General features: G+C 56.0%; 17 protein-coding genes and 1 pseudogene. 11 read left to right on the top strand and 7 right to left on the bottom strand.

The features are described 5' to 3' along the window. The first annotated feature begins 51 nt into the window (after window positions 1-51). The 7 genes from RHM59_RS04325 to RHM59_RS04295 all read left to right on the top strand — a co-directional run bounded on the left by RHM59_RS04325 (window position 52) and on the right by RHM59_RS04295 (window position 9,475). A complete protein-coding gene (locus tag RHM59_RS04325; RefSeq protein WP_322286038.1) occupies window positions 52-1,278 on the top strand; it encodes a Xaa-Pro peptidase family protein in 1,227 nt (408 codons plus the stop codon). Window positions 1,279-1,750: 472 nt separating this feature from the next. Next, a complete protein-coding gene (locus tag RHM59_RS04320) occupies window positions 1,751-3,385 on the top strand; it encodes an ABC transporter substrate-binding protein (protein ID WP_322286037.1) in 1,635 nt (544 codons plus the stop codon). A gap of 75 nt (window positions 3,386-3,460) precedes the next feature. Further along, on the top strand, window positions 3,461-4,414 hold the full coding sequence (locus tag RHM59_RS04315) for an ABC transporter permease (protein ID WP_322286036.1): 954 nt from the start codon (window positions 3,461-3,463) through the stop codon (window positions 4,412-4,414). Continuing rightward, complete coding sequence (locus RHM59_RS04310) at window positions 4,411-5,247, top strand: ABC transporter permease (protein ID WP_322170379.1); 837 nt, start codon at window positions 4,411-4,413, stop codon at window positions 5,245-5,247. Before RHM59_RS04315 ends, RHM59_RS04310 begins: the two co-directional genes overlap by 4 nt. Window positions 5,248-5,249: 2 nt before the next feature. After that, on the top strand, window positions 5,250-6,899 hold the full coding sequence (locus RHM59_RS04305; RefSeq protein WP_322286035.1) for an ABC transporter ATP-binding protein: 1,650 nt from the start codon (window positions 5,250-5,252) through the stop codon (window positions 6,897-6,899). A 169-nt stretch (window positions 6,900-7,068) separates the two neighbouring features. Continuing rightward, window positions 7,069-8,175, top strand: coding sequence for a hypothetical protein (locus RHM59_RS04300; protein WP_416195051.1), 1,107 nt, complete (start codon window positions 7,069-7,071; stop codon window positions 8,173-8,175). Between the two features lie 424 nt (window positions 8,176-8,599). Continuing rightward, window positions 8,600-9,475 carry a LysR substrate-binding domain-containing protein gene (locus RHM59_RS04295; RefSeq protein WP_322286033.1) on the top strand — a complete coding sequence of 292 codons (876 nt, stop codon included), beginning with the start codon at window positions 8,600-8,602 and terminating at the stop codon, window positions 9,473-9,475. A 50-nt stretch (window positions 9,476-9,525) separates the two neighbouring features. On the opposite strand, the gene RHM59_RS04290 is transcribed toward RHM59_RS04295, so the two are convergent. From RHM59_RS04290 to RHM59_RS25330, 5 genes are all read right to left on the bottom strand, one after another. Further along, window positions 9,526-10,920 carry an MFS transporter gene (locus RHM59_RS04290; protein ID WP_322286032.1) on the bottom strand — a complete coding sequence of 465 codons (1,395 nt, stop codon included), beginning with the start codon at window positions 10,918-10,920 and terminating at the stop codon, window positions 9,526-9,528. 78 nt (window positions 10,921-10,998) lie between these two features. Beyond that, window positions 10,999-12,432 (bottom strand): NAD-dependent succinate-semialdehyde dehydrogenase, encoded by a 1,434-nt coding sequence (locus RHM59_RS04285; protein ID WP_322286031.1) that lies wholly within the window; start codon window positions 12,430-12,432, stop codon window positions 10,999-11,001. Beyond that, the gene (locus RHM59_RS04280; RefSeq protein WP_322286030.1) at window positions 12,429-13,463 is read right to left on the bottom strand and encodes an aldo/keto reductase; all 1,035 of its coding nucleotides are present in this window, start codon (window positions 13,461-13,463) and stop codon (window positions 12,429-12,431) included. Before RHM59_RS04280 ends, RHM59_RS04285 begins: the two co-directional genes overlap by 4 nt. Before the next feature lie 8 nt (window positions 13,464-13,471). Beyond that, window positions 13,472-13,984: a formaldehyde-activating enzyme gene (gene fae, locus RHM59_RS04275; RefSeq protein ID WP_322170393.1), complete on the bottom strand. Its 513-nt coding sequence runs from the start codon at window positions 13,982-13,984 to the stop codon at window positions 13,472-13,474. 253 nt (window positions 13,985-14,237) lie between these two features. Then, the gene (locus tag RHM59_RS25330; RefSeq protein WP_416195075.1) at window positions 14,238-14,459 is read right to left on the bottom strand and encodes an ATP-binding protein; all 222 of its coding nucleotides are present in this window, start codon (window positions 14,457-14,459) and stop codon (window positions 14,238-14,240) included. Between the two features lie 311 nt (window positions 14,460-14,770). On the opposite strand from RHM59_RS25330, the gene RHM59_RS04270 reads away from it, so the two are divergent. The 4 genes and pseudogenes from RHM59_RS04270 (at window position 14,771) to RHM59_RS04255 (ending at window position 20,115) form a co-directional block, all read left to right on the top strand. Then, the gene (locus RHM59_RS04270) at window positions 14,771-15,169 is read left to right on the top strand and encodes a hypothetical protein (RefSeq protein WP_322170396.1); all 399 of its coding nucleotides are present in this window, start codon (window positions 14,771-14,773) and stop codon (window positions 15,167-15,169) included. Between the two features lie 435 nt (window positions 15,170-15,604). Further along, entirely contained in the window at window positions 15,605-16,045 is a 441-nt protein-coding gene (gene tspO / locus RHM59_RS04265; protein ID WP_322286029.1) for a tryptophan-rich sensory protein TspO, read from the top strand. A gap of 377 nt (window positions 16,046-16,422) precedes the next feature. Next, window positions 16,423-19,866 (top strand): DNA ligase D, encoded by a 3,444-nt coding sequence (gene ligD / locus RHM59_RS04260; protein ID WP_322286028.1) that lies wholly within the window; start codon window positions 16,423-16,425, stop codon window positions 19,864-19,866. Between the two features lie 18 nt (window positions 19,867-19,884). Further along, window positions 19,885-20,115, top strand: a pseudogene (locus RHM59_RS04255) (DUF2188 domain-containing protein). Between the two features lie 267 nt (window positions 20,116-20,382). Here RHM59_RS04255 and RHM59_RS04250 read toward each other — a convergent pair. Next, complete coding sequence (locus tag RHM59_RS04250) at window positions 20,383-21,825, bottom strand: MFS transporter (protein WP_322170404.1); 1,443 nt, start codon at window positions 21,823-21,825, stop codon at window positions 20,383-20,385. Window positions 21,826-21,918: 93 nt separating this feature from the next. Further along, on the bottom strand, window positions 21,919-23,307 hold the full coding sequence (locus tag RHM59_RS04245) for an MmgE/PrpD family protein (protein ID WP_322286027.1): 1,389 nt from the start codon (window positions 23,305-23,307) through the stop codon (window positions 21,919-21,921). Between the last annotated feature and the right edge of the window lie 12 nt (window positions 23,308-23,319).

The following is a 23,319-nucleotide window of genomic DNA, read 5'->3' as shown; positions in this document are numbered from 1 at the left end:
ACCCCAAAACCTCTATAAAAAACCCACTACGTGCCCCGTGAGGAATACCCGATGAGCTTGTCCGGCCCAAACCGTAACCCCGCCGACTGTGAACCGACCTATGACGAGATCCAACAGATTCAACTCGACCGCCTGCAACGGGTGCGCAATGAGCTGAAGAAGCGCGATTACGCCGCCTGCGTAGTGTTCGACCCCACCCACATGCGCTACGCCACCGGCTCGCGCAACATGCAGGTGTACTCAGCACGCAACCCGGCACGCTATGCCTTTATTCCGGCGGAAGGTCCGGTAGTCATATTCGAATTTGGTGGCTGCCTGCACTTGGCGGAGTTACTCAACACCGTCGACGAAGTGCGTCCGGCCAAAGCCATTTCTTATTACTTCTGCGACAGTTTTTTGAGCAACGTCACCGCCGATTGGGCCGCCGAAATTGACGACTTGGTACGTAAATGTGGGGGCGGCAAACGTATTGCCATCGAAAGCGCGACGTCGGCGGCTGCGTTCGAACTGCAGAAGCTCGGCTACCAGGTGTTCGACGCTCAGGAACCGTTGGAGCGGGCCCGCTGCATCAAGGTGCCTAACGAGTTGAAGATGATCCGTGCCAGCCTGCGTGCAACTGAAGCGGGCGTGCGCTTGATGGAAAGCAAACTTACCCCTGGCATTACAGAAAACGAGTTGTGGTCGCACCTGCACCAACACGTGATCGCCACCGATGGCGACTACGTGGAAACCCGCCTTCTCTCCTCCGGTCCGCGCACTAACCCATGGTTTCAGGAATGCAGCACCCGGCCCATTGAGGCTGGTGATCTGGTGGCGCTGGACACCGATGTCGTCGGGCGTTTCGGTTACTACGCAGACTTCTCAAGAACCTTCCTTTGCGGCGAACAAGCAGCCACCGCCAAGCAGCAGGAACTGTACAAACTGGCCTACGAGCAAGTGCAGACCAACATGGAAATGCTCAAGGCCGGGCGCAGTTTCAAGGAGTACGCAGAGCTGGCATGGAAGATTCCTGACAACTACAAGGCCAACCGTTATTTCGCCCTGGCCCACGGTGTTGGCATGACCGGTGAATACCCCTACGTAGTGCACCGCGAGGACATTGATGCGCTGGGTTACAACGGCGTGTTCGAAGCGGGCATGACCATTTGTGTAGAAAGCTATATCGGTCACGATGCCGGCGGCGAAGGCGTCAAGCTCGAAGAGCAAATCTACATCCACGAAAACGGTATCGAATTGCTCTCCGATTACCCGTTCGATTCGCGCCTGTTGCCCCGTTGAGTTCCCCCGAACGGGGTCGACGCCTCCTTCGACGCCGTTCGTTTTCCCCTTGTTCCACACGGAACGAGGGTTTTTTTGGGCCACGCGCTCAGGGTTTTGCACCTGTGCGTTCACTCGTCCGGCCTGTCTAGCTCAAGCGGCAGCCTTCATTGCGGTCAGTAACATGCATTTATCGAACGTTTCACCCATGAATTTATCATTTGTCCATCGTGGCTCAGATGACAAAACTGCGGCCATCTCTAATAAAAATAAAATGAGAGCTGCCCCATGCCATACCCCGCATCCGTCCTCCTGATTTCGTTGCTCCTTTGTTTGCTGCCGGCTTCACGCCTGTCTTGTCTGCGCCTTTGCGGCACCTGCCACTGACAGTTTCGGTTTATCGGTTCGGTTCATCGAAAAGCGACCGCGTCTGCCGCGAGCCCCCTCTGCGGCCAGTCGGAAAACGCATATTTGCACGTTATCGGAGAGGCATATGAAAGACTTAATGACACTGGACGGCGCCCTGCCGCATCCAGCCGTAAACAGCCTGTGCACTCAAGTCCAAAGCGGCGAGATCAATCGTCGACAGTTCCTGCGTACCGCCGCGCTGCTGGGCATTACCGCCGCCAGCGCCAGCACGTTTGTGGGTTCTGCGCTGCTCGCTGACTCGGCCAGCGCCGCCGATGCCATCGCACCCCGTCAGGGCGGCAGCCTACGATTCGCCTGCGCCATCCAGGAAATCCAAGACCCGATGTTGATCACCTGGATCGAAGCCTCGAACCTGTTGCGCAACTCGCTGGAGTACTTGACCTGGGTAGACGCCGACAACATCACACACCCGTACTTGGCCGAGAGCTGGAGCCCGTCGGACGACCTCAAGACGTGGACCTTCAACTTGCGTCAAGACGTGAAGTGGAGCAACGGCGACACCTTCACCGTCGAGGACGTACAGCACAACATCGAGCGCTGGATTGCTGCCGATTCCAAATCAGTCAATCGCACCGCGTTCCAAGACATCGGCTCCTTTGAAAAACTGGGCGACTTTCAATTTCGCCTGATACTCAAGCGGCCGATACTGGCGATACCGCAAATGCTCAACGCCTTCACCTGCGCCATTGTCCACCGCAGCTTCAAGGCCGGTGACGACTGGGTAAAAAACCCGCTGGGCACTGGGCCGTTCAAGCTGGTCTCGTTCGCGGTCAACAAGCAGGCGACATTTGCCAAGCGTGCCGATTACTGGCGTAAACCTGCCAACCTCGATGAATTACGTTACGTCGACATGGGTACCGACGTTTCCACCCACTTGGCCGCACTGCAAGCAGGCCAGGTCGACGTGCTGTATCGGGTAACCGTCGCAGAGCTCGACCTGGCCAAACGCTTGCCGGGTGCTCAATTGCTAACCTGCAAATCGGCGCAAACCATCGTGATGCGCATGGCCTGCGATCAGAAGCCGTTCGATGATCTGCGGATTCGTAAAGCCGTGGTGCTCTGCGCCGACAACGCACAAATGCTGAAAATTGCCTATCGCGGCATGGGCACTTTGGGCGAAGACCACCATGTTGCCCCCTCCCATCCGGAGTACTTCCCGCTGCCCAAACGCGCCAGGGACGTGGCAGGCGCCAAAAAGCTGCTCGCCGAAGCGGGCCATCCCAACGGGATTGATATCGACCTGATCGTCGGCAATACCCAAGGCCGCTACGAACAGGACTGTGCACAAATCCTGCAGCAGAATTGCGCCGAAGCGGGCATCCGCATCAACCTCAAAGTGATCCCCGCCACTCAATACTGGCCGATTTGGGACAAAGCTGCTTTCAGCCTCACGTATTGGGCCCACCGCCCCTTGGGCGTGATGTCCTTGGAGCTGGCCTACCGCAGCGGCGCGGCCTGGAACGAAAGCCATTACAGCGACCCGGCATTCGATGCCGCGCTGGACAACGCCATGGGCATCATCGATCCAAAACAGCGCGCAGTGGCGATGCAAGCCGTCGAGCAGATTCTGCAAGATGCTTGCGTCATGGTGCAGCCGTTCTGGGGAGACAAATTCACCGCCGCCAGCAAAAAGGTACACGGGTTCAACGTGCACCCTTCGGACTTCTACCCAATGGATGAAGTGTGGTTGAGCGCCTGATTCCGGCGCCCACTCATTGAGCTTGCCCGCTCGGCGCGGCAAGCCTCCATCCCTTGATTAACGGAGCGTGCGAGCATGGCTGAATTTTTAATGCGCAAGCTATTGGCGCTGGTAGCAACCCTGCTGTCGGTGTCGGCGATCGTATTCCTGGCTCTGGAGCTGAACATCCAGGACGTAGCAATCAATGTTCTCGGACCCTACTCCGCTGCCGACCAGCGCGCAGCGTGGCTGGCGGAGCACGGCTACAACCAACCCTTCGTTTTACGATACCTTGTGTGGTTAAAAGACTTCGTGAGTGGCGACTGGGGCACCTCGGTACACTTTCGTGAGCCGGTGATCGACCTGTTGCTGCCTAGCCTCTGGCAGACCCTGATGCTCGCCGGACTGGCGCTGCTGATCATGGTGCCGGTGGCACTGACACTGGGAATTCTAGCGGGCATTCGTCAAGGCTCGGCACTGGACCGCCTGGTATCGTTTTTGTCGATCGTTACCACTTCGATTCCCGACTTTGCCAGCGCGGTGTTTGTCTCGGCCATCTTCGTCTTCTGGCTTAACTGGTTGCCGGGGGTCAGCAGCATGAGCGACGGCTTCAACGCCGTGGAAATGGCACTGCCACTGATGGTGCTGTGTCTGTTCGGCATCGGTTACCTGGCGCGGATTACGCGAGCGTCCATGGTCGAAGTGATGCAGGCGCCCTACATCCGAACTGCCCGCCTGAAAGGTGCATCCACCACTCGCATCGTACTGCGCCACGCCCTGCGCAACGTGCTGATCGCGCCTATCACGGTGATCATGTTGTACATCCCGTGGCTACTGTCGAACGTCATCGTGGTCGAGGTGTTTTTCGCCTACAAAGGTTTCGGCTCGCTGCTCTACACCGCTTCGCTGAACCATGACGTTTACTTGATCGAAGCGTGCGCAATGATCAGCGGCGTAGTGGTCGGTGCGACCAAAATATTCTCGGACCTGGCGTACACCTGGCTCAACCCGCGCATCACCCTGCGCAGTCTTGGCGCAGGTGCCCAATGAACCTTCTTAACTCGTTCAAACACCCCTTGGCCGCGCTCGGTCTGCTGCTGGTAGGCAGTTGGGTGCTAATGGCACTGTTTGCGCCTTGGCTTGCGCCTCATGACCCGCTGGAAAGTTTCACTCCGCTGCTGACACCCATGACCCCCGACAGCAACGGCATGAGCTTCCTGCTGGGCACCGACATGATCGGCCGGGACATTCTTTCACGGCTCATCTGGGGCACCCGAACCGTATTGTTCTGGTCGATCCTGGCGACGCTGACTGCATTCGCGGTGGGCATCGCCATGGGCCTGTGCGCTGGTTACTTCAGTGGCTGGGTGGACGCCTTGCTGTCGTATGTCGCCGACACCGTGTTGTCATTTCCGGTGTTGGTGCTCTACATCGTGATCATCATCGCGCTGGGTGCCTCGGCGCTGAACATTTTGATTGCAGTCACGTTCACCAGCGCCCCGGCGATCTTCAGGATCATGCGTGCGCTGACCATCGACATCCGCTCCAGAGACTACGTGCTCAGCGCCATCACCCAAGGCGAAGGTCCGCTGAGGATCATGCTGGTAGAAATCCTTCCCAACTGTGGTGGCCCGCTGATCGTCGATTTTTGCCTGCGCATTGGCTACACCGCAATCATGATCGGGGCCCTCGGTTTTCTTGGCCTCGGCTTGCCGCCACCCACCCCGGATTGGGGCGGAATGATCAACGAAGGCCGGAGCATGGCTATCGCCTTCCCGCACTTGGTGATTTTCCCCTGCATTGCCATCTCCACCCTGATGCTAGGCCTAAGCCTGCTAGCGGATGGTCTGGACGAACACGCCCAGAAAAGCACAAGGAGTTGAGCATGAGTCCCCAACCTAATCAGCAACAAGTGCTGCGTGTGGAAAACCTTTCCATTGAATTGCCCGCGGGCGCTGACCGCAGCCACGCTGTAAAAGGTATCAGCCTGGACGTGCGCAAGGGTGAAATCCTGTGCGTGATCGGCGAGTCCGGGTCCGGTAAGTCGGTATTGTCGGCGGCGATCATGGGCGACTACGCCAAGGGCCTGCGTCACAGCGAGGGAGTCATCGACTTTCTCGGCAGCGATATTTGCCGCATGGATGAGTCCGCATTGCGCCGGCTGCGGGGTAATCGTATTGCGATGATTTTCCAGGAGCCCATGGCAGCGCTTAACCCGGCGATTCGCATCGGTCAGCAGGTCGAAGAAATTTTCGATATTCACGCGCCAACGATGCCTGCTGCCGAGCGCCGCGAACGCACACTGGCACTGCTTGCTTCTACGCAGTTACCGGACCCGCCACGAATCGCTAACAGTTTCCCCCATCAACTTTCCGGCGGCCAATGCCAGCGCGTGGTGATTGCCATGGCACTGGCGATGAATCCTGATTTGCTGATTGCTGACGAACCGACGACAGCGCTCGACGTGACCACTCAAGCTCAAGTGTTGAAGCTGGTGCGGGACCTGCGCGGCCGCGGCCAGCACGGCATTTTGTTCATCACTCACGACTTCGGCGTGGTCGCAGAAATAGCTGACCGAATCGCCGTGATGGAAGGCGGTGTGCTGGTGGAAATTGGCGAGCGTGATCAAGTGCTGCACGCGCCGAAACACCCCTATACCCGCAAACTGATCGCGGCTGTGCCGGCCCTGCACCCTGAACTGCATGCACCGAGTGCAGACGGCGAAATTGCGCTACGTATTGAGCACCTGACCAAAACCTACACTGTCGGTGGTCGCTCGGTGTCGGCCCTCAAGGACGTTTCGCTGCAGTTGCCACGGGGTAAGACGTTGGCAATTGTCGGCGAATCGGGCTCTGGTAAAAGCACGCTGGTGAAAGCAGCCATTCGCTTGATCGACAGCGACAGCGGACACGTATGGCTCGGTGACACTGACTTTCTGGCCTTGAACGGTTCAGCCCTGGCGGCCAATCGTCGGCGGATCCAGATGATTTTCCAAGACCCCTATGGTTCGCTCAACCCACGGCATCGGGTCGGCGACATTATCGGCCGGGCTGCGCAACTGCGTGGGCTGTCGGCCAAGGATGCATGGACCGAAGCCGGCGACTTGTTAGAGCAAGTCGGGCTCAAGCGAGACGCCCTCAAACGTAAACCACGGCAATTTTCCGGTGGCCAACGCCAGCGCATCGGTATCGCCCGGGCGTTGGCGATGCGCCCGGAAATACTGATTGCCGATGAAAGCGTCTCAGCGCTGGATGTCTCGGTACAGAAGCAGGTCCTGGAGTTGCTCGCCGAGTTGCAACAACGGTTCAACCTGAGCATTTTGTTCATCACCCATGACTTGCGCGTAGCGGCGCAGATCAGCGATTACATCGCGGTGATGCGCCAAGGACAAGTGGTGGAGTACGGCACGGCGGAACAGGTGCTTTTGCGGCCGCAAAACACCTACACCCAAACCTTGCTGGCGGCGGCTCCCGGCGCCTCGGCGATACCGATGGCACCCGCAACAACCTCTGCGTTGAGGCTGATAAGACCCTAGTTCAACTGAGTCAACAAACCTTACCCCGTGCCGCCGCATTCGCTGCGGTCCGGGCTGCTGTTGCCCATTATAAAATCAGACATCGGAGCTCACTTTGCGCACACTCACCCCTCGTGCTATCCGTTCCATTGCTTTAATTCCCGTATTAGGGGCCTTCGCGGCGCCAGCCATGGCGATACAGGTGACCGACAACCTCGACCTCGGTGGCGCAGTGCGTGCCCGTTGGGACTACGACCCTGACCGCGACATTCAGAAGTTTAACTTCGACACGGCATTCCTCACTGCCAAGTACACGTCTGACACGTGGATCGGCGCGGCCAAGTACCGCTTTTACGGGCGGGCTTATCCTTACCAGTACACCAATAACGTCGGCGATGTAGCCTTTGCCGAGTCTGCCTGGGTCGGCTATAAATTCAATCCAAACCAGCAAATCCAGGTCGGCCTGAATCAGGTGCCATTTGGCCTGCAGCCTTATTTTGGCAGCACCTTCTATGAAACGCTGGGTAACGTCATCGGCTTGGAGGACTTGGAGGAAGTAGGTACCAAATACATCCAGCAAATCGGCGACTGGAACGTGCAGGCAGGTTATTACTTGCGTCCTGCCTGGCAAGGCAAAGGCACCAGCAAGGGCGATACCTACTCCAGCGCTATCTCCCAAGCTGACAGCTACGTTGTCGATGGCAGCAACAACCAGGAACGCAACACCGTGATCCTGCGAGTGGCCAAGGCACTGGACATCGGTGGCTGGAAATCCGAAGTTGGCATTTCCGGCCTGACCTCGGAACTAAAAAACAGTGATACCGATAACACCGGTCGTCGTAACGCGGTGGCTGTGCATTACCTCGGCAAAAATGGCCCGTGGGGCGTGCAGGTACAGGCCACGCGCCAACAGATGTCACCGCGTAACCCCGGCACCGACGCGCTGGTCACCGTTGGCGGCTACGACGGCACCTACAACGTTGCCGCCCGTGGCAACCTGTACGTGGCGGACCTGAGTTACGACGTCGAAGGCAAGCACCTGTTTGACCTGATCAGTGGGGTCAAGCTGTACGCCAACTACAGCGCCTTCGTGAAATCAGACGACGATTTCAACACCTCACAACGGGCAATCTTCGGCACCTCGTTCTCGTTCAGCAAACTGTGGATCGCCACAGAATGGCTGTACGGCAAGAACGACCCATACATTGGTGGCAGCAGCTATACGCAGAGCCTGGGCGCCGGTGGGACAAACCATTGGGAGAATCAGCTGTATACGAATATCGGGTATTACTTCTAAGGGCAAAAGCGCGGCGTGTAGCTTGTTAACGGTAATACGGCGCCGCTGCTTCGCGCTCCATCGCGAGCAAGTTCGCGCCTACAGAAGATGTGTGTTTGGTTGGCTAGTTGGGGCTGACCAAATCCTGTAGGAGACTGGCTTGCCAGCGAATGCCGCACCAAAGTTGTTCAGGTAGCCCGCGTTACCAACCGCGCTGATGGCCTGGCAAACCGCCTTCATCAGGTCAGGAAAAATCGCAGCCTTCGGCAGCCCCTACAAGATGAGGTAAAGGCATAAGACTTGGCGGCCCCCTTACACAAAATAACTACAACTCCTTGCACCACGCCCTACAGATAGCGTCAGATAAGCACCACAGAAGCGTCACCCACAAAAACAATAAACCAGCCCCACGCAACACCGGCGGCAGGTGTGGAGTCATCCTTTCATGCGTCAACTGCCCTCGCTGAATATGCTGCGGGTCTTCGAAGAGGTTGCTCGGCATCGCAGCTTTAGCCAAGCTGCCTTGGGTTTGAACGTCACTCAAGGTGCCGTCAGCCGGCAGATCAAGCAACTCGAAGATTACCTTGGCCACGCTCTTTTCATCCGTACCCCGCAAGGACTGTCGCTGACCGAAACCGGCATTGCCCTTTCCCCTCATCTGGAGCAAGCGTTCGACCACATCGAACGTGCCCTGCAATCTGTGCGAGTGCCCAACTTGCGCCAGCGCTTGCGAATTGTGGCGCCACCGACTTGGGCCACGCGTTATTTGTCAGCGCACCTGCGCGCATTCTGCCAGCGCTACCCTGATATCAGCCTGAGTGTGACCCACCAAAATGGCCACGATAACCTCGCTGAACTCGACTGCCATATCCGCTTTGGTGTCGAAGCCGCCAGTCACTGCAGCAGTCAATTATTGGTGATGGAACGACACATGGCGGTAGCGAGCCCGGAGTTGTTCGTCAACGGTCAGCCACCGGATCTGCAGCAGCATCCATTGCTGCACATTCTGCACGACGGCAAGCGTTTGAGAGTCTGGGAGAACTGGTTGGCGGCCATGGGTCGTGACGATATCGATGCCGGGCAAGGACTGGAATTCAGCACCCTGGACCAAGTCATTCACACAGCATTGGCAGGAGGCGGGCTCGCGGTCATCGACCGGCAGATGATCGAAAAGGAACTGTCCAACGGCAGCCTACTGCCAATCACCCCGGTGGAGGTGATCGGACCTTATGGATATTGGTTGGACGTGGCCAATGACAAGCTGGGGTTATCGAAAGTGCGGTTGTTTACTGAGTGGTTGGGGCTGGTGAGCAACCCTTGAAGGTGCGGATTCCAGCTCATCACAGAGCCCTTTTTCACTGGCGATGGCCTTCAGCTTCCCAGTGGCACCGCCACGTTGACCGCCGTTGAAGGACTGCCCTGAACAGGGATCGGAGCTGTGACCTGCGCCGTGCCCTGGACCTTGCATGCTTGGCTTAACGTGAGGGATTTGGTTTCCGGTGCCCAGGCCCAGGAAATGATCGCACCTAGGGTCAAAATAGCCGCGAGAATGCCCATGGTGGGACTCAAACCTATTCCTGCCACACTGACCGGCAACAGGAACGTACTGATCGCCGAGCCAAGGCGACTCACTGCTGTCGCCAGACCAATGCCACTGGCACGAACCTCGGTCGGAAAACTTTCAGCCGGGAAAACTCCCACCAGGTTACTCACCGCCGACAGCACCAAGGTGAAGACCCCAAACGCCAAAATCATGAAAAATGCCGCGTTGTTCGGCAGTACCGCGAGGATCAGCAAGGCCACCGCGAGAACAATAAATGCGTTGATCAAGAATCCCCGGCGCGAAAACTTTACCGTGCACCAGATGCCAATCAGCGCGCCCAAAATCAACAGCATGTTCAGCATCAATTCAGTACCAAACCCTTCGGCTAAACCCATCTTGCTCAGGATCGACGGCAGGAAGGTGTAGATAGCAAAGTACGGCATCACGATGCAGACGAAGAACAGGCAGTTGAAAGCGGTACGCTTACGGTATTCGGGGCTTAGCAGCACCGCATAGCCAGAACGCGTTTCAGTGGATTGGGTTTCGTCCAGTTCGACGTTGTCACCCAAGTGCTTCTTGACGATGGCTCGGGCTTCGGCAATGCGCCCCTGATTGACCAACCAGCGTGGCGACTCTGGCGTGCCGATACGGGCAACTAGAATCAACGCGGCGGGGATCGCCGAAGAGGCCAGCATCCAGCGCCATGCGTCATCACCCAAGCTGAGCATGGCGGTGCCAACGAACGTCGCCGCGACATAACCGAAAGTCCAGATCACACTGAATGATCCCAACAACACACCGCGGTTTTTCTTCGGCGCAAACTCGGCAAGCATGGCGTGGCCGACACTGAAATCACCGCCTAAACCGATGCCGATAAGCACTCGGCATAAAAACAACTGCAGGGGCGTTTGGGCATAGAACTGCATCACCGATGCCACAGTGATCAATACGAAACTCACCAGGAAGATCTTCTGCCGACCCGTTTTGTCGGCGATCCAGCCAAAGAACAGACTACCGAGAAATAACCCGATCAGAGCCGAAGCACCAATCAATCCTTGCCACAGTGCATCCAAATGCATCTGCGGGCTAAGCAGCGTAAACGCGATGCCGATAAGCCCGAGAATATAACCGTCTGTAAAGTGCGCACCGAACGTCAGGCCGGCGATTTTGATGTGGAAGCGCCCAATGGGCAGGTCATCGATCTTTATCGGTTGAACCGACATATTCTTCTCCTTTTTCTTATTTTTCAGGGAGTAAAACGTCGAGCATCAGGCGCCCCCGCGTACGAAGGCGCCGCTGTGTTACAAACCGCCCATCAACAGGTATTTGATCTCCAGATAATCCTCAAGGCCATACCGAGAACCTTCGCGGCCCAGCCCTGACTCCTTCACTCCACCAAAGGGAGCGACTTCAGTGGAGATTATCCCTTCGTTGATGCCGACCATACCGACCTCCAGCCCTTCGGCCATGCGCCACACCCGGCCGATGTCACGGCTGTAAAAGTAGGCTGACAACCCGTAGGGCGTATCGTTGGCTCGTTGCAGCACCTCGGCTTCGTCTTGAAATCGGAAACAGGCAGCCACTGGGCCAAAGGTTTCATCCTGGGCGATCAGCATGTCGCTGTTGGCATCAATCAGAATTGTTGGTTCATAGAACGTGCCGCCCAGTGCGTGACGGCGACCACCGCACAACAACGTGGCACCTTTGGCCAGTGCATCACAGACGTGAAGTTCAACCTTGGCTAGCGCCGCAGCATTAATCAGCGGACCTTGCTCGGTGTCGCCTTCCAAGGCGCTTCCGATGCGCATCGCTGCGACCGCTTCAGCCAGTTTGCCGGTGAAAGCTTCGTAGACGCCGTCTTGGATAAAGAAGCGGTTAACACATACGCACGTCTGCCCGGTATTGCGAAACTTGGAGGCCATGGCGCCTTTAACAGCGGCATCCAGATCGGCGTCGTTAAATACAATAAACGGCGCGTTACCGCCCAATTCCAACGAGACCTTTTTCAAGGTATCGGCGGCCTGACGCATGAGCAATTTGCCCGTGCGGGTGGAGCCGGTAAACGATAGTTTGCGTACGACGCTGGAAGCTTGCAGCGCGCCACCGATGGCCACCGCGTCACCGGAAACGACGTTAAATACGCCGGCTGGTATACCCGCCTGCTCTGCCAATACTGCCAAGGCAAACGCTGACAACGGCGTCTCTTCCGAGGGTTTGAGGATCATTGTGCAACCGGCTGCCAGTGCTGGGCCGACTTTGCGAGTGACCATGGCCAGCGGGAAATTCCATGGGGTAATTGCCGCTACTACGCCGATGGCCTCTTTGACGACGATGATCCGCGCATCAGGCTTATGGCTTGGAATGACGTCGCCGTAAGCGCGTTTGGCTTCTTCGGCGAACCATTCCAGGAAACTTGCCGCGTACACCACTTCGCCCATGGCTTCGGCCAGTGGCTTGCCCTGCTCGCGGCTGAGCAAAGTTGCCAGTTCTTTTTGATGACTGAGCATCAAGTCGCTCCAGCGCTTGAGACGCTGGCTGCGTTCTTTGGCGGTCAGTTTGCGCCAGGCCGGCAAGGCACGCTGGGCGGCAGCGATGGCACGATTGGTTTCCCCAGCACCGGCTTTTTGTACCTCTGCGATCAATTCGCCATTGGCCGGGTTCAGTACGGGATAACTCGGGCCGCCACTGGACCACTGGCCGTCGATGAAATTGCCGTTACGGATCAGCGCGCTCATGCCACAGCCTCGGTCAAAGTGAAACGTTCAAGACCCGGACGGGCCGTACGCAAAATACGTTTACCGGCGGTGTAGTCATTGATCACGTCGCACGGGGTGTAATTGCGCTCCAGCTCATGCAATTCGTCGGCATCAAATCGGGTTTCCAGCGCTGCCAGCGCGCTGTCGAATTGTGCAGTGGTGTCAGCACCCACCAGCATGCAATCCACCCCTGGATGGTTGGCGACCCACGCTTGGGCAATCTGTGCGTTGGACACACCACGGGCACGGGCAACACGCTGCACTGAATGGGCAATCGCAAACGATGCATCGTCGCTGTACATCTGCTGGGTAAACAGGTCGGTCTGGTTGCGTGTCGACTGTACGTCCCCGGTCAACAGCCCGCGGGCCAATGGACTAAACACCGAGACACCCAAACCTTGATCGCGGCAGAACGGAATCATCTCTCGCTCTTCTTCGCGGTAAGCGCAGTTAAGTTGCAGCTGCATATTGATGGGCTTGACCCAACCGTTGCGCTCACAGGCCAAGAGGACTTTTGCCAGTTGTCCTGTAAGCATGGTCGACACGCCGATGTAACGTGCTTTACCGGAGCGCACGATATCGTTCATGGCGCACATGGTTTCTTCCACCGGTGTGTTCACGTCGAAGTAATGCAACATGAACACATCGACGTACTCCATGTTCAGGCGCTTGAGCGAAGCATCGATGCTGTCCATGATGTGCTTGCGCGAATGACCGCTGACGTTGAGGCCATTGCGTGTTCCATAACCGACTTTAGTGGTGATGACCAAGTCTTCGCGACGGGCCAGACGCTTGACGATACGCCCCACCACTTCCTCACCCACACCAGCGGAATAAAAGTCCGCCAGGTCGATGAAGTTCACCCCATTGTCCAGCGCGTGCGCGACGATCGGCTCGCTTTGCTGCTCATTGAATATCCATGGTTTCCAGTCCGGGGTGCCCATGTTCATGGTGCCCAGGCACAGGCGGGAGACTTGCAGGCCGGAATTGCCCAAACGAATATATTGCATGGGAAACCTCAGGCTTTTGGCGTGTAGAAAGGGTTGCTGATGTGGTCGACCACATCCGTCAGTTGTGCTTTTTCCGGTTTACCGGAAAGGGCCGCTCGAATCGCCGTGCGGCAGGCGTTGTAGTTGTTGCGGTACACCGCATCCAGGTCGTTGCAGGCCGGGTTGACCCAGTTCGCGGTCACAATCGCCCACTCGTCTTCGGCTTCAGGCGGTAAGGTGCCGTCCAGCAACGATTCCAGAACAGCTTTGGCGATCCCCGCTTGGGACGCGCCCCACGTTGCATTGCCATGCAACTCGCTGCCGATGGCTGCTTTGTTGACATAAAGGGTCATGGGTTTGACCGGAATATTGGGCTGAGCGATCACCATGAACGGGCAATGCCCTTGGCTGGGTGACGCAAGGCTATTTGCGAAAGCCTGACCCGCTGGGCCATTGCGTGGGCCGATAAGAATATTAATGTGTGCTGCGTTGACGCCTGGACCTTCGAAGCCTTCACCGATGTACAAGTCGAGTTCTTTCATGAGTTATTACTCTTCAGGGATTTTGGGTGGTCAGAAATGCACGCAGGTGTAGGCTGCGTGATAAAAATCGGGGTTCGAAGAGCGCAGTACGTAACTGGCGAAGACGTGGCAGTGATGGTGAGTCATGGTTGCAAACGCTCTTTTTGTTGGGGAGCTGATTTGCGACTTTTTAGCATTGGGGATTGAAGGGGCGACAACCATTAAAAATCATGAGGCCATGAGTTAAGGTCATAACGAGCGATCTCGTCGATATTCAGTAATTTTCGCGCTGTACTACTCGGCTGAAATACTGGGTCAGGTCTGCTGCGCAGATGAAGCGTGTAATTGTATTGCTCAAGGTTTTGACAGCGGGAAGCCCCGAAAAATTGAGCCGGGCCTGTCGTCGACGCTCCAATCGAGACCATTGTTCAGTGAGTAATAATTGCTCCAGAAAATCGGCGTAACTGGTCTCTTTTTCGGCCGCCTGTTGCGCCAGTGCAGGCCATTTGGCGGCGAAGGTGTTCAGTTTAGGTGGACACCTTCGCCTTTGGCATCGGTGTCTGGAAGGCGTGTTCGCCGCACGGATACCAACGACCGCCCTATCCTGCTGCCAACACTTTAAAAGACCGGCAATCGCTCGAATCTTGACGCAGATAGTGCGTGAAGCCTCTAATAAAAAGCCTTAGCTATTTTTGTCCAGACGATAAACATTGGAACGGGCATCCTCCGTTCAATTTCGGAATCGGCTATGGATATTAGTTCCGACCTGCGGGTCTAGCTTTCATTGAGCCTCTAGCAGAAGCACCTATGAACCCTATCAAGATCATCTGCACTTTAATTCTCCTTCAGGGCTTAGCAGGCTGCACGACCGAGCCTACAACTCTGGAAGATGGCCAATCCAAGGTTAACCTGCAGGCACAGCCTGGTGACGAGATGATTGCAAGACGATTAGACGAAGAACGATCGAAAAAATTAAAATATTTCATCGTTTCTTCCGGAGAACACAAAATGGAGCTTGGAATAGTCAAATGGGACTACCAAGAAAGACGTCGTACTTGCCTTGCGGCTCTCAGTTTTAGGGATTTTTTACCGAATCAACGTTACGACTTGGTGGAGAGCAGTGGCCTCGGCAGGAATGTGACGGTGACCCTTATTGACAGCAAAGGTAATACCATCGCCAAAAATGACAAAGTAGCTTGCCTGTGAGATTTCAAAATCTTGCACCCCGTTGATGTTAGATGATTGACCAAGCGCATGAGCTAAAACGCTATTATTGAACACGGATTCCGAGACATTCCCCATCAGGCCCCAGCAGTAGCTGTAGCCATTGCCGTGCTGCCGATCGCTCGTCTACATCACCGTCATGTTCAACCCGCGCACTTCAGCCGCGCGTGATCCTGAGAAAGGGTCAGTCCAACAGGATTCGCAATTGCGCACATCAGTACGCTGGGCGGTAAGCTAACCATCCGGAGGAATGCCAACGATGTATCCAACCACGCCTGACGGGCACTATTTTGTTGTCAAAGGACGACTGTGGCGATGCTCCAAAGACTTGGATACCGACTTTTCTTTGTATGAGCGTCCAATCCCGAGATACCCACTCCCCCTCTACATCCCGATTAATTTGGCCTAGGACGACCTATGACCTTCTTCATCTTTCTTCTAGCATGCTGCGCAGCTGCAGCTACCGGTATCATTTTCAAACCTGGGGCATGGTATGAAGCGCTTCAAAAACCGAGCTTCACTCCACCGAATTGGGCGTTTCCGGTGGCTTGGACGACCCTCTATTTGCTTCTCGCGTGGGCAGGATATCGCCTAACTCTGCTTCCTGGCAGCGAGACAGTGCTGGCTTTATGGGCCGCTCAGATTGCACTTAATACGTTGTGGACACCGGTGTTTTTTGGAGCGAACCACATCGTCGCTGCGATGGTAATTCTTGCTCTGCTGTGGATCGTTGTGGCCGCGATGGTCGTGATGGCTTTGCAGCTAGACATCGTTACAGGGCTTATTCTATTCCCCTACCTGGCGTGGCTCTCGGTGGCAGCTGCATTGAATTTCTCAATCCTTCGTCACAATAAATGACGAAACCGAAGATGGTTCGTCGTAATAATTCTCAGCGTGGAAGCGGTATGCCCGCTTGGATATTGGAGGGCCAATATTGCATCTGGAAAGAACGCGTGAACGCTGTTTTGGAGAGGACAGTCGTCTAACTTCAGACATACACGTTGAGCTACAGGGGGCGACCACGGCTTATATCTATAACTTCGCAGTTGCCTGACCGGCGCAGTCTACGAAATCCCACGGGCGGCATGGCAACGCTCGAAATGACACCAGACGATCAGCATATCGAAGGCGCCAGGTAGTTTCTTCCCTGGCTACATCGAGCTCACCAAAATCCCGAACTCATTCGACTGCCAGACCTCAGATAAGAAGGTCTTGAAAAGTCGAAGGAACGGAAGATGAAAACGCTGAAGGTAGCGACGTTCAACGTTAACGGCATCAATACACGGCTCTCGAACCTTAAACAGTGGCTTGAGCGAGAGCAGCCCGATATCGTTTGCCTGCAAGAACTTAAAGCTCAGGATAAAGACTTCCCCGCACGGGAACTCGAAGCTGCGGGTTACGGATCGTTGCACCTGGGCCAAGCGTCTTGGAACGGGGTGGCCATTCTGGCCCGAGACTCGGAGCCGCTGCTCATCCAGAAAGGTCTTCCTGGCGAAGAGAAAGACATACAGTCCCGTTATTTGGAAGCCGCCGCACACGGCCTTATCGTAGCGTGCCTGTATCTGCCCAATGGAAATCCCCAACCTGGGCCAAAGTTCGAATACAAGCTCAGGTGGTATGAGCATCTAATTGAACATGCCAAAACGCTACAATCCAGTGACCACCCTGTTGTTCTTGCGGGCGATTTCAATGTCGTACCGACCGACATGGACATCTATAACTCGCGCTCCTGGCTTAAGAACGCACTGCTGCAGCCCGAAAGCCGTGAGTGTTTTGAGCGACTCTTGGGTCAAGGCTGGCTCGACTCGCTGCGGCATCTTTATCCAGAGGAGCGCGTATATACATTTTGGGATTATTTTCGCGGGCACTGGCAGAGCAATTCAGGTCTGCGCATCGACCATCTCCTGTTAAACCCGGTACTGGCCCCTCGCCTACAAGAGGCAGGAGTGGACGCCTGGGTGCGAGGTGAGGAGCATGCCAGTGATCATGCCCCCACATGGATCAGAATCGCGGAGTCCCCGAAAAAGCCCAAGAAAAACGCAAAGAAGACTGACGTTGCGCCTTCAGCATCAAAGTCCCATCCGAATCTTGAAGAGTACAACCGCAAGCGGGACTTCGAAGCCACCCCGGAGCCTTCGGGTGCTAAAAAAACCAAGTTCGCCGTAAACCACAAGGCAAAAGCGCCAGCGGCTTTACAATTTTGCATTCAAAAGCATGACGCATCCCGCCTCCATTACGATTTCCGCCTGGAACTGGATGGCACGTTGAAAAGCTGGGCTGTTCCCAAGGGGCCTTCACTCGATCCCCAAGTAAAACGCTTGGCCATGCATGTCGAAGATCACCCGATTGATTATGCAACGTTCGAAGGCAGCATCCCCGAGGGGCATTATGGCGCTGGCGATGTGATCGTCTGGGATCGTGGCGTCTGGAAACCACTGTCAGACCCCGCCGAGGCCTATTCCCAGGGGCGGCTCAAATTTGAATTGCAGGGAGAAAAGCTCAGCGGTCTCTGGAACTTGGTCAAAGGCCACAGCGAAGGAAAACAAAAACCGTGGTTTTTGATTAAGCACCAAGACGATTTCGCCCGCCCTGAATCAGAGTACGACGTCGTCAAGGAATTGCCTGACAGCGTGTTAAGCGAGCGGACGATTATCGCCAAAACTCATGGGGGAAAGGCCGCCGCCCCTAAGCCTGTTGAAACAGTACCGGCTGCGAAGAAAAAGACTGGCAACACTCAACTAACCGGGGCCCAAGCAGCCGAGATGCCTGACAGTATAAAACCAGAATTGGCAACGTTGGTGGAGTCAGCGCCTGGCGGTGATTGGCGTTACGAAATTAAGTTTGATGGCTATCGCATCATGGCCAGAATTGACGCCGGCAAAGTTCAGTTGTTTACCCGCAATGGTCATGACTGGACGCACAAACTTCCTCGCCAAGCCGAAGCCATCGCCGGTCTTGCGCTTGAATCGGCATGGCTAGATGGAGAAATGGTCGTCGCCAACGACGAAGGTGTTCCCGATTTCCAAGCGCTGCAAAACGCATTTGAAGTTGGTCGCAGTGGCAACATCGTCTACTACCTGTTCGACCTGCCCTATCTCAACGGTATGGATCTGCGGGAAGTGCCCCTTCAGCAGCGTCGCGCCGCGTTATCACAACTGCTGGAGCGCAGTGAAGACGACATACTCAGGTTCTCAGAAGATTTTGGCGAGGAGCCCGATGCTCTTCTGAACAGTGCCTGCCAGATGAAGATGGAGGGCCTGATTGGTAAGCGAGTCGGCAGCTCATACACCTCGCGCCGCAGCGGCGACTGGATCAAGCTGAAGTGCAAACGGCGGCAAGAGTTTATTGTGGTCGGTTATAGCGAACCCAAGGGCGCTCGCAGTAAATTCGGAGCCCTGCTATTGGGACTGCATGACGCCGATAGCGGCGAACTAAGGTACGCGGGAAAAGTCGGTACCGGATTCAACGAAGCCACGTTGAATACAATCTTCGATCAGCTTGTGCCGCTTGAAATGAAGAAGGCGGCGGTCGTCAATCCACCAACAGGCTTTGAAGCCAAAGGGGTTCATTGGCTCAAGCCCGTACTGCTGGCGGAAGTCGCATTCGCGGAAATCACCAAGGAAGGTTCTGTACGGCACGCAGTTTTTCATGGCATGCGCAATGACAAGCCGGCGAAGGCAATTACCGAAGAGCGCCCTGCTCCGCCAATAGCCGAAAAGAAGCAGACACCGTCCAAACCACCTGTAAAAACCCCGCTAGACAATCAGGCCCCCGAAGTTAAAACAGCTGCCTCCAAGACGACTGGCAAGATCAGACTGACCCACCCCGAGCGGGTAATCGACCCCGTCAGCGGTTCGTCCAAGCGTGATCTTGCCGATTACTACATCGGCGTCTCAGACTGGCTGCTTCCCGAACTTGCCAATCGTCCCGTCGCATTGGTGCGCGCACCTGAAGGCATCGCCGGTGAATTGTTTTTCCAAAAAAATGCAGACCGTCTCGCTATACCCGGCATTGAAACCATGGGCAAGGAATACACCGGCCACCCCGTGATGTTGATCAACAACATCGAAGCCCTGGTGGGTGCCGTCCAAATGAGCACCATCGAGTTGCATACGTGGAATGCTGTCTCCAAAGATCTTGAGCGACCCGACCGTTTCATCCTCGATCTCGATCCAGACCCCGTGCTGCCTTGGAAGAGCATGGTCGAGGCCACTCAGTTGACGCTAACCGTTCTGGATGAGCTCGGGCTCAAGTCATTTCTGAAAACAAGCGGAGGCAAAGGAATCCACTTGGTTGTGCCGCTTACGCCAAAAGACGACTGGGAAGCCGTCAAAAGCTTCAGCCATGCCATTGTTAAACATATCGCCAAACTACTCCCTGATCGTTTCTCCGCCGTTTCCGGGCCGAAAAACCGCGTCGGGAGAATCTTCATCGACTACCTGCGAAACGGCCTGGGCGCAACGACTGCATGTGCTTACGGGGTTCGCACCCGCGAAGGTTTGCCGGTCTCGGTGCCGATTTTCCGTGAAGAATTGCTGGAGATCAAAGGCGCTAATGTCTGGAATATCCAGAACATCCATGAACGATTGGGTCAGTTAGACAAGGATCCCTGGGCTGACCTGAACAAAACTCGACAAACGATTACGGCTGAAATGCGCAGGCGTGTTGGCCTCAAGTGAAACTCAAAAAACCGGAGAATGAAATCGACAACAACTCACATCAACAAAACCGACAAAGGCTGGGCGCTTACCAAGCAAGGTGCATAGCGCGCATCGAAAACCGCCGCCACTAAATAAGAGATTACGAAGCTTGCAGTTAAGATTTTGGACGGTAAGACGGCTTCGCTCACAATCCATCAAGACGATGGCACGACTCAAGAGGAACGTACCTACCCACGCAGCGCTGATCCGACTAAGTCCAAGGGCTAGGGTTAAAATCAGGGGTGCTGATTACAGTGACACTCCTACCGCCATCAGCCTTGCACACAATTTTGACCTCCATGACGCCGAGTGGATGTCCAATGCGCAAGCTCTGTGCATGCTCTTCCTTCTAGACGCTGGCCGATCTTGGCCTGGATTTCGACGCCGTGTGAATTTGGGCTTTTCGGGCAAAGCCCTTCTCATGATGCAATGAGAAGTCTATGCGGCCTGTACAGTGGAGGAATATGAGGGGTGAGGCGCCTGATTCAGGAGGCCCTAACGGTTAAGCTCTTCCAATGAGCGCCCGCGAGTGCGAGGTCCAAATAGGATGATCGACAACATTGATACTGCCATGGCACCGCAGATCAGCATGAGTGCGCCGGACACGCCCGCATACTTCAGCGCAGCAGCGATCAGGAACCCGCTCATTGCCCCACCGAGCCGCCCAATAGCGACCACAAAACCAGTTGCAAGCGCTCTGTTGCGGGTGGGGTAAAGTTCAGTTTGATAGGTATGTACGACCATCGGCACGACGGTTGCGCCCAGTGTGATTAACGAACCTGCCAGGATCAGCGGCAACATACCTCGCACCTCGACAAATAACAGACCACCGAAAATCATCAGGCTACCAGCAACGAGTAATTGCCATTTACGCTCAATTCGATCGGCGAAAAAGAACGCCACCAATGGACCGAGAGGTGTTACGCAAGAAATTATCAGGCCGTACTCAAGGCTCTTGGTGAGCCCAATGCCATGCTCAACAAGGAACGTGGGCATCCAGTTTGAGAAACCAAAAAGTGCAATGCCCATCGCCACCTGACACAACAGCAACATCAGGGTGCGACCGCGGTAGTGTCGGCTCCATATTTCGGTGAAGCTCACCTGCTCCCGAGTTTTCAGCACGACTCCCTGCGTTGGCGTCGGCTTCGGCAGCGCCTTACCATAATGAGTCTGTACCCTCGCCTCCAATTGACGCAGGACCGCGTCCGCCTCCTTTAAACGGCCATGGCTGGCTAGCCAGCGCGGGCTCTCTGGTAAACCACGGCGCAGGAACCAGATGAACAGTGCACCACAGGAGCCGATCCAGAAGACCCATCGCCACCCCTCGTAGCCGAGCAACGTGGTTGGTACCAAAAGGTAGGCGATCAATGCCACCATGGGCACGGCGATGAAGCTGCACATTCTCAGAATGGCGAAGGCGCGGCCACGAATCCGGGCTGGTACGAGCTCGCTCAGGTAAGTGTCGATGGTGACGATTTCTACGCCGAGGAACACACCAGCGACGAGTCGCCAGATGTTGAGCGTATGAGCGTCAGTCTGGAAGGCCATAATTGCCGAGGCAATCGAGTAGCCCAGTAGAGCGCAGGTGAAAACAGTGCGACGGCCGAATCGGTCGGCGACTTGGCCGAACAACAGAACGCCGAGGAACATGCCGACAAAGGTAGCCGCGATGTAACTCGCCGCGCCGGTCATACCGAAGAAACTTTCCGTTGTTGTAGTGAGAATCCCACTCGCGATCAACCCTGGCATGACGTAGGCCGTAGAAAATATTTCGTAAAATTCAAAGAACGACCCAAGCGCCAGCAACAGCACCATAGTCCAAACCGAGCGGGTTGCCGGAAGTCGGTCGAGCCGGGCGGCGATGTCGCCAGCCGAAATGGAATCGGAGAGAGACGTCGCAGCCGTATTGGCAGAGTCATCAAGGATGTGTTCACGCACAGAAATACTCCTGCTCTCTTATTTTTATCGTTCGGCTTGACTGTAGGTCTCGCCGCAGAACGGTGCGCCAGCAAGCAGCGCACCTCGGATGCATCAACTGGCGCTGCAAAGCGCCATGAGCTGGCCAAGAGACTCAGCCTTTTCCAAATTCAACACTACATCAACGATTTGTTCGGCCGCTTCGCGACTAATCGCACGGGTAGCGTTCGCAAAGAACTTGACCTCGATCTCGGCCCGCGACAGGGGTACTTCCGGCGTTCCAAGGCTGGTGGGCTTACGGCAACGAAAGACGCGCCCGTCCTTGAGCGTGACAATCACCTCCCCCGGAAAATGCTTAGGAAAATCGCTGTTGATGTCATCGATGCAATGCACCTTTGCCGCAACTTCCAGCACTTTAGGATCGCTGATCGGCTCGTCATAAAACGCTACCAAATCGACACGCCCCTTGGTGAGTGCGAGCGCCACCACATAATGCACACTGAAAAGCGCCGCATAGACGGTCGGAGGTTCAATGCAACGCTCGCGTGGTGCGCCAACCATCGGGTGCAACATCGCAGTCAGCGGGCATTCGATGCGCTCGACCTCATCCAGGTCGAACTGGCCACGCAACTCCAATGCGGCGTCGACAAATCCGTGGATGAAATGACAGCAGGGATATGGCTTTAGGGCGATGCCGAGAGTTTGCCAAGTCTCGCCGAGACCATGAGCTGGAGAGTGCTCACCCTGCGGCACAGATTGCACGTGAGTCGCATAAAAGCCGTGTGAGCCTTCGAGTACGGTATTGGGTCCAAGGAAACCCACTCGCCCGAGCGCCACCGCACTCAGACCTCCATGTGCGGCCCAGCCCGGATGCAAGCGCTTAAGCCAAGACTGTCCAACTTCAAGGATGCCCGCCGCCATGCTTCCGCACAGCCCCAAAGCTGATACCAATGCAGGGTATCCAAGTTTGTTGAGGCGGCCAGCAGCAGTAGCAGCGGCAAAGGTGCCGCACAGCGCGGTTGGATGGAAGCCTCGGACGTGGAGCTTGCCGGCAGCGCCGGTGCCCAGTCGGCATCCGATCTCCACAGCAATGATGAACGCGGTCAGAACCTCGCGGCCGCTGGCTTCGGTCGCCTCGCCGGCAGCCAATGCCGCCGCCATGGCTGGAGCGCTGGCGTGGTAGATAGCACCAATGTGGGTATCGTCGAAATCCAAACTATGAGCGAGGATGCCATTAGCCAGCGCGGCAGAAGTTGCCGGAAGGCGCTCTCCGGTCCCCAATACAGTGGCCTCGTCTCCCTTGCCGAGTGCGCGTGCACCCTCAATGGCTACGCGGCCGAATTCGAAACGAGAGGAAGCCAAGGCAATGCCAAGAACGTCCAGCAGATGCTCCTTGGCAAGTATCTGCACCTCGGCTGGAATTGCATCTAGATCTAGCTGCAAGGCAAAAGCAGCAATCCGCTCGGAATCAGTAGGTGACGTCGGCGCTTGATGTGTGTTCATAAGGGTTCTCTC

The organism is Pseudomonas sp. MH10 (assembly GCF_034353045.1).
Taxonomy (GTDB): Bacteria; Pseudomonadota; Gammaproteobacteria; order Pseudomonadales; family Pseudomonadaceae; genus Aquipseudomonas.
This window is presented reverse-complemented; position numbering and strand designations above follow the sequence as displayed.